The organism is Marinomonas foliarum (genome assembly GCF_003337275.1).
Classification (GTDB): Bacteria; Pseudomonadota; Gammaproteobacteria; order Pseudomonadales; family Marinomonadaceae; genus Marinomonas; species Marinomonas foliarum.
Genome location: NZ_QPJQ01000062.1, coordinates 1 through 6,935, shown reverse-complemented (window position 1 = coordinate 6,935; position 6,935 = coordinate 1). Strand labels below are relative to the sequence as shown.

Genomic DNA, 6,935 nt, shown 5'->3' with positions numbered 1-6,935 from the left:
CGGTATCGGCGAAGGAAAGCTGATTCATGTCATTCGGTCTTGAGGTAATGGTCAGATCGGCATTGTCTCATATTGGGGACTTAATCGCAGTTTCCTTAAGCAAACGTCCAAACTTCTTACTGACGCCACATGTCGCATGGGCCAGTGATGAAGCAATGCAAACCTTAGTCGATATGGCGATGGATAAAATCACTTCTTTTATAGATAAACGTTAATGACCTTAGATATTTTATTTCAAGACGAACATCTTGCTGTTGTTAATAAGCCGGCTGGCTTGCTTGTTCATCGTACAAACTTAGCCAAAGATGAAGAAGATGCGGTTGTACAAAGATTGCGTGATCAGACGGGGCAATGGGTTTTTCCTATTCATCGTCTTGATAGAGGTACTTCGGGCGTGCTGGTTATGGCATTTAGTCCTGAAATAGCAAGACGTCTTTCTGCTCAGTTTTCAGAAGCTACCACGCAAAAAACCTATCACTGCTTAGTTCGAGGGTTTTGTGATTCAGAAGGTGTCATTGACTACCCTCTCGCAAAGCTCAATGAACAGAAAGGTCGCTCACGATTTAAAATTGAAGGCACTGAAAAAGAGGCTGAAACGCGCTTTGTGCGATTGGAACAATATCAAGTTCCTGTCGCGGTTAGCCGTTATGACAGTATGCGGCTCAGCTGGGTTGAGGTGATGCCAAAACAAGGTCGAAAGCATCAAATACGCCGGCATTTTAAACATCATTTGAATCCGCTTGTTGGGGATTCCTGCTATGGCTGCCGCCATATTAATAAAGTAGCTAAGGAACTTTGGTCTGACGATTTTCGATTGATGTTACATGCGTCTAGTCTAGAGTTTACTCACCCTATAAACCTTGAACGCTTAGTCATCAAGGCCCCTCTAAGCCCTGCTATTACTAACGTTCTAGATATATTATCGAGCTATCGGGTGTAGTATATAAAGGTACTATGTCTTCTGTCGTTGACCAGCGAAATACATGACTGTCATGTATTTCGCCTGCCAAATTTATCGAGTTTTCTTGGACTTCTTGTAATTCAAAGGCGCAGGATGCCAGCACTCTTATGGAAGCTTTATTGTGGTCTGCTACTTGAGCATATACCTCATTTATACCGTTGCTGGCCCATACTAGTAATAAATTTTTAAGCACATATTTGGCAATGCCTCGGTTAGTGAAGTTCTTGGAAATGCGGTAAGACACTTCCAGTGAATTTTCGTCTAGCAGCTGACCACTAAAGCGGCCTATTAAAACGTCATTTGGTAAGAATACTAAGTATTGGAATTTCTTAATGTCACTTCTGAGTAAGCGTTTAAAGTAAATTTGAGATTGTTGTCTCAATGTTTCCTGAGGAATGAATTTTGCAAACCAATTCCTGTTTCGGAACTCAAATAATAAAATGCTTCTAAGATCGTTTTCGGAGGCTTGTCGGATTTTAAGTATTGTTTTCATAGTCAGCACATATCATCAAACTCGTTTTGTTTATCTTAGTTTAGATATTGAATAAATGCTGAATATTATATTTTTATCTGATACCTGATAAATGAAATGATAAAATGTTGCTTATCAATGGCCTATGAGGGAGTGAACGAGCGTGAAAAATAGAAACTTAGTGTATTCGACAGATCAGGGTCGCCTTTGTTCTAAGTGTGAAAGCCCAATTTCAGATTGCCAATGTAAAAATGAAGCGGCAGTTGGCGACGGTAACGTTCGCATTGCTTTAGAGACAAAAGGCAGAAAAGGAAAAGGCGTTATGGTTATTACTGGTCTACCTTTAACTGAAGAAAAGTTAAAGGTGCTTGGAAAAAAGCTGAAAGCACAATGCGGAACAGGTGGTGCTGTGAAAGATGGCCATATCGAAATACAAGGTGATAACCGTCCAAAAATTAAAGAGTTGCTTGAAAAAGAAGGGTTTTCTTGTAAATTTAAGGGCGGCTAAGATAGCTATTCTTTGTTGTTAGATTTACTATGTTTCATGTTTTCAAGGGTTTGGAAACATGAATATTATTTATTTAGTCGAAGCCAGCAATGTTTATGAGTGATTTGAAAGCTCTTTATAATGCATTACTACTAATGAAATGGGACGTCTAGAGGTAGCAAATGGCAGTAGAGGTTCCGATGTTTCAACAAAACACAAAGCAAGCCAATAAGCTAATGCGTTCAGCCATTCCGCTTATGGTTAAGCTGGATATTCCTCCAACGCCATTTAATTACGGTATTTGGTACGAATACGCTTCAAATAACAACCCCAAACTGAATCAGCTAGTAGACCGTGCATTACGCCGCTTTGGCAGTCTGCCGGCATTTGTCTCAAAAGAGCTATTTACTGAATTTCTGTTACCTGAAGAATTCCAACACGCAGATGCCCAAGGTGCGCGGTTAAAAAGTCTCACAAGCAGCTTAGAAACAAATACAGCCGATATCTCTAAAGATATTAATATCTTTCATTCGAACTTACAGAAAGCCAAAGATTCTATCTATGATGCAAGTACCCCATCGCAGATTGAGCAACTTGCTTCTACTCTCGAAAAAGGTGCCTTTCAAGTCAATCAAGCAATTGAGCGGTTTGGCCGCTCTTTGGTTTCAGCTCAAGATGAACTGGCTTCACTTCGAGCAGAACTTTCTGATGTAAAAAAGAACACAGAACTCGATGTAATGACACTGTTAGCAAATGAAAAGGGATTTGAGAGAACGCTTTTTTCATTGGTTTCCTATGCTGAAGATGATTTAACTTTGCTGTTGATTGATATCGATAACCTAGCTGGTGTTAATCAGGAATATGGAAAAAAAGCTGGCACGTCTTTAATAAGATATATATCGAAAGTTCTGCTCGGTATGTTACCAGAAACTGGGTTTATTGCTCGCCTAGAAGGTGGACGATTCGCTATGCTACTCAGTGAAACGGAGCTTAGTGTAGCAGCGCAACTTGCAGAATCCATACGTCACGAGGTTTCAATCCAAAAAATTCGTTATAAAAATACCAAGGTGCTTTTGCGTCAGGTAACAGTTTCAATTGGAGTTGCTACCTTGTTTGGGGATGAAAGTCCTAAAGAGCTTGTCGATCGCTCTCAGCACTATCTAGTTTATGCAAAGCGATCAGGTAAAAACTGCATCGCGCATCACGAATAAATGATTTTGAACAAGGTATTAAAATGAAGGATCATATTGAGCAGAGAAATCGGACATATTTTGAAGTTCGTGATTATGAATGTGATATGCAAGGCATTGTTAATAATGCGGTATATCAAAACTACCTAGAGCACGCTCGACATCAGTTCATCAAAACACGGGGATTGGACTTTGCCGAGATTACCAAGCATGGCATTCATCTTGTCCTCATAAAAGCAGAATTAGAATACAAGCGCTCCTTACAAAGCAGTGATGCTTTTTATATTGAAACTAGCGTCGAACGCGTTTCCAAGCTCAAGCTTGCTTTTCTCCAAGCCGTATACAGATCTAAAGACGATCAATTAATGCTGTCGGCTAGAATGACGGTAACCTCAACAACACAAGAAGGTCGCCCGGTGATTTTCCAACAAGCTGAACTTTTGCTTGCTCACTAGCTCACAAACTTCTTAATTCTATTGAAGGTATTCCACAAGACATTGTGTAAGGGGAAATATGCAGGTATTGGCAGGTCCGCTATTACGCAGAATGACCACAGAACGACTAACTTTTTGGTTGATGACAACGGAATCAGTCACGGTTGACTTGGCGCTGTTTCAAGATAAAACGCAGCTTTTTTCTTATAAAAGCACGCAAGTTGAGGGTTCTCACACTGAATTAAAAGTGGGTGATAACCTTTATATCCAACTCCTTAATATAGCTCCAGACAAAGCATTACCAACTCAATGCCCTATTCATTATGACATACGCCTTAATGATCTGGGTTGGCGTGATTGGGCTGACGACATTGTTTATCCTGGGCATTCACTCCCCTTCTTTGTGTTGCAGCCTAAGGTGAATAAAATATTGCATGGCTCTTGTCGCAAACCACATCATGCAAGTCATGATGGATTACTGAGAGTGGATTCGCTTTTGCAAAGTACTGAGCCAAAAGAATGGCCAAGCGTTTTGATGATGAGTGGCGATCAAATTTACGCTGATGATGTCGCAGTGCCAATGCTATGTGCCATTCATCAACTAATCCCACATTTAGGCATACGTGCAGAGAAACTTGATTGTATTGATATTGCTAGTTCTCATGAACTCCATACTGAATCACCTCATTATTATGCTAGAGAAACACTTCTCCCTGAAAATGATACTAATAGGGGCTTAATTGAACAGTTTTTTGGCGGTGTGCGTAAACCAGTTTTTACCACCGACACAGCTCAGAACCATTTGATTTCATTGGCCGAAATGCTTTCTATGTATGCTCTTGTCTGGTCTCCGACTGGTTGGGATATGACATTTGACAACAAGAGTTGGACTGAGCCTGCAGGTTTATCTGAGAATCAAAAAGAACGCTTTTCTGAGCAAGTTGTCATACTAAAAGAGTTTGTGAAAGGTCTGCCGAAAGTGCGTCGCTCTATGGCTCACATACCCGTTGCCATGATCTTTGATGATCATGATGTTACCGATGACTGGAATCTGACAGCAGCATGGGAAAAGACAGCCTACAACCACCCCTTTTCTACTCGTATTATTGGCAACGCGCTATTTGCCTATCTGCTTTGCCAAGCTTGGGGGAATAGCCCAGAGAGCTTCTCCAAGGATCTTCTTAATAGCAGTCAAATGGCGCTGAACAAGCTTGGTGAACCAGAGCATAATGAGTTAATACAAGAGCTGCTTCACTTTTCAAAATGGAATTATACTTGGCAAACAGAACCCCCTCTTGTTGTTTTGGATACTCGAACTCAGCGCTGGCGATCTGAAAAGTCCATAGAAAAACCTTCGGGTCTTATGGATTGGGAGGCGCTCACAGATCTACAGCATCATTTAAAAGGTCTTGATGCGGTTATATTGGTATCTCCAGCCCCAATTTTTGGGGTTAAGCTTATTGAAAGTATTCAGAGAGTGTTTACTTGGTTTGGTAAACCATTAATGGTGGATGCAGAGAACTGGATGGCTCACCCTGGCTCAGCGCATGCCCTAATGAATATGTTTCGTCATACCAAAACACCAAAAAATTTCGTCATACTTTCTGGTGATGTGCATTACTCGTTCGTTTATGACATTCAGCTACGTGGCGAAAAAAGAGAGTCAGACTTGTGGCAAATAACCAGTAGTGGTTTAAAAAATGAGTTTCCTGGAAAGTTGTTAGATGTTTTTGACCGTTTGAATCGCTGGCTGTATTCACCTAGGTCCCCTCTAAACTGGTTTACTCGACGACGCAGCGTGAAAGTCATTCCACATAAACCTGAAACTGCTTCACGTGGTGAACGATTGCTAAATGGCGCAGGTGTTAGCTTAGTGTCCCTAAACGATGACGGTTCACCGAGTTCTATTATACAGATGTGTTCAGATGGTCGGGATATCCACTTTACTCTTTCTGAAAAAGAGGCCACCTGGGATTAGCTCTTTGAAACTTTAATAAACTCAAGGCGAAAAAAAAGACGTCGAAAACGTCTTTTTTTTAGAAATAATGGCGGTGAGCAAGAGATTCGAACTCTTGATGCCTTTCGACATACACGCTTTCCAGGCGTGCTCCTTCGGCCACTCGGACAGCTCACCAAAACTTTTATACGCGCTGCGTAATTTGTGCGCGTATATTAGTGATGGAGAGGTTTAATTGCAATAGTTTTTTTGCAATTAAACCTTAGAAATTAATCTCTTACCCATGTTAGATGTGATTCAAGCTCTACCTCTCGAATGAGATCCTGTTTTTCTGTGGGGGTTCCTGTATAGATGAGGCCAATAATTTGCTCATTTGGTTTGAGTGATAAGAGATCTTTTGTTTTCTGTGTAAAGCAAGCTGGGCCGCTTCGCCACATTGCGCCATAACCAAGAGCGTTTAGGCCAAGTAAAACCTGCTGAGCGGCTGCTGAGGCTGCCATTATTTGCTCAATTGCTGGTACTTTAGGGTGATCTTGGATGTGAGCATAAACGAGCAATACGGTTGGCGCTCGATAAGCTTTTTTAATGAATGCATCTTCTTTATTTAACGGCATTGAATCAACTTCTGAAAGCGCGTGATGCCAATAAATTTGCCCTAACTTTGCGCGCCCTTCCCCTTCATATACTCGGAAGCGCCAGGGCGTTAAGTTGCCATGATCTGCGGCTCGACTTGCCGCACTAAGGATTGAAAGCCATTCATCTTCGTTTGGCGCTGGCGAATCAAGTTTTGGTTGAGACGCGCGATTGCGCATGAATGCTATAAACTCTTTACTCATAAAAAAATGTATTCCGTAAACGTGAAGAACGATGAAAGTGAACTCGTTATCTGCTATTAATTAATGATAATGAATATCACATCTATTGCCGATAGGTCGAGGATTTTTATGGCTAAATGGTTGATTTGGACTTTGCTTGAGATTAGTACACTACTTGTTTTAGTAAGTATTTTCTTTCTATGGATGACACATAGACTTTCAAAAAATGCCAAGGCTATAGAGTCTAGTTCTTTGGAAAATAGTGTAGATGATATGCCAAGTTTATCGGAAGGTGCAGATAACCCAGATGTATATAAGGGGCTGGCTCGTTACTTAGATAAGCAAATAAGCTTTGCCGCTAATGCTCTCGAGCTGAATAAAATGAGTGAACATGAAACGAATCGCCTAAAAATTTGGGGAACTATTTTAAAGGCTGAGCGAGCTATCCTGTTGAATCAAGTGAGTGAACAGCCAACTCCAATATTACACCGTTTTTTGTCCAGTTTATTCTCTGCTTTGTTTAGCCCCCTGTGTCAGGATAGTTGTCGCCTCATTTGTTATTATAAATAGACAGGGGACGGTAAGTGAAAACCAGTGGATTACCAAAGACATTCAAGTG

9 protein-coding genes and 1 tRNA gene are annotated in these 6,935 nt (G+C 41.0%); 7 read left to right on the top strand and 3 right to left on the bottom strand.

Annotated features, from left to right (window positions below):
- Positions 1–26: 26 nt before the first annotated feature.
- Together DFP77_RS19100 and DFP77_RS19095 are read left to right on the top strand one after the other, a co-directional pair.
- Complete coding sequence (locus tag DFP77_RS19100) at positions 27–215, top strand: hypothetical protein (RefSeq protein ID WP_181858597.1); 189 nt, start codon at positions 27–29, stop codon at positions 213–215.
- On the top strand, positions 215–940 hold the full coding sequence (locus DFP77_RS19095; protein WP_114413771.1) for a pseudouridine synthase: 726 nt from the start codon (positions 215–217) through the stop codon (positions 938–940). The genes DFP77_RS19100 and DFP77_RS19095 overlap by 1 nt, the downstream gene beginning before the upstream one ends.
- Here DFP77_RS19095 and DFP77_RS19090 read toward each other — a convergent pair.
- The gene (locus DFP77_RS19090; protein WP_114413770.1) at positions 903–1,454 is read right to left on the bottom strand and encodes a GNAT family N-acetyltransferase; all 552 of its coding nucleotides are present in this window, start codon (positions 1,452–1,454) and stop codon (positions 903–905) included. The two genes, DFP77_RS19095 and DFP77_RS19090, sit on opposite strands and share 38 nt — an antisense overlap.
- A 142-nt stretch (positions 1,455–1,596) precedes the next feature.
- Between DFP77_RS19090 and yciH the strand changes: the two genes are divergently transcribed.
- The 4 genes from yciH (at position 1,597) to DFP77_RS19070 (ending at position 5,522) form a co-directional block, all read left to right on the top strand.
- A complete protein-coding gene (gene yciH / locus DFP77_RS19085; RefSeq protein WP_114413769.1) occupies positions 1,597–1,941 on the top strand; it encodes a stress response translation initiation inhibitor YciH in 345 nt (114 codons plus the stop codon).
- Positions 1,942–2,102: 161 nt separating this feature from the next.
- The gene (locus tag DFP77_RS19080) at positions 2,103–3,131 is read left to right on the top strand and encodes a GGDEF domain-containing protein (RefSeq protein WP_114413768.1); all 1,029 of its coding nucleotides are present in this window, start codon (positions 2,103–2,105) and stop codon (positions 3,129–3,131) included.
- Between the two features lie 23 nt (positions 3,132–3,154).
- Entirely contained in the window at positions 3,155–3,565 is a 411-nt protein-coding gene (locus DFP77_RS19075) for an acyl-CoA thioesterase (protein WP_114413767.1), read from the top strand.
- A gap of 58 nt (positions 3,566–3,623) precedes the next feature.
- Positions 3,624–5,522: an alkaline phosphatase D family protein gene (locus tag DFP77_RS19070; RefSeq protein ID WP_114413766.1), complete on the top strand. Its 1,899-nt coding sequence runs from the start codon at positions 3,624–3,626 to the stop codon at positions 5,520–5,522.
- A gap of 68 nt (positions 5,523–5,590) precedes the next feature.
- Here the strand turns inward: DFP77_RS19070 and DFP77_RS19065 are convergent.
- Both DFP77_RS19065 and DFP77_RS19060 read right to left on the bottom strand, forming a co-directional pair.
- A tRNA-Ser gene (locus DFP77_RS19065) sits at positions 5,591–5,678 on the bottom strand.
- Positions 5,679–5,770: 92 nt separating this feature from the next.
- Entirely contained in the window at positions 5,771–6,337 is a 567-nt protein-coding gene (locus DFP77_RS19060) for a nitroreductase family protein (protein WP_114413765.1), read from the bottom strand.
- A 108-nt stretch (positions 6,338–6,445) separates the two neighbouring features.
- Here DFP77_RS19060 and DFP77_RS19055 point away from each other — a divergent pair, with 108 nt between their 5' ends.
- Entirely contained in the window at positions 6,446–6,886 is a 441-nt protein-coding gene (locus DFP77_RS19055; protein ID WP_114413764.1) for a hypothetical protein, read from the top strand.
- The last annotated feature ends 49 nt before the right edge of the window (positions 6,887–6,935 follow it).

Excerpts from the sequence above, each read along its gene's own strand:
- DFP77_RS19075 (WP_114413767.1), top strand. The coding sequence starts at position 3,155 with ATGAAGGATCATATTGAGCAGAGAAATCGGACATATTTTGAAGTTCGT.
- DFP77_RS19060 (WP_114413765.1), bottom strand. The coding sequence starts at position 6,337 with ATGAGTAAAGAGTTTATAGCATTCATGCGCAATCGCGCGTCTCAACCA.
- DFP77_RS19100 (WP_181858597.1), top strand. The coding sequence starts at position 27 with ATGTCATTCGGTCTTGAGGTAATGGTCAGATCGGCATTGTCTCATATT.
- DFP77_RS19095 (WP_114413771.1), top strand. The coding sequence starts at position 215 with ATGACCTTAGATATTTTATTTCAAGACGAACATCTTGCTGTTGTTAAT.
- DFP77_RS19055 (WP_114413764.1), top strand. The coding sequence starts at position 6,446 with ATGGCTAAATGGTTGATTTGGACTTTGCTTGAGATTAGTACACTACTT.
- DFP77_RS19080 (WP_114413768.1), top strand. The coding sequence starts at position 2,103 with ATGGCAGTAGAGGTTCCGATGTTTCAACAAAACACAAAGCAAGCCAAT.
- DFP77_RS19070 (WP_114413766.1), top strand. The coding sequence starts at position 3,624 with ATGCAGGTATTGGCAGGTCCGCTATTACGCAGAATGACCACAGAACGA.
- DFP77_RS19090 (WP_114413770.1), bottom strand. The coding sequence starts at position 1,454 with ATGAAAACAATACTTAAAATCCGACAAGCCTCCGAAAACGATCTTAGA.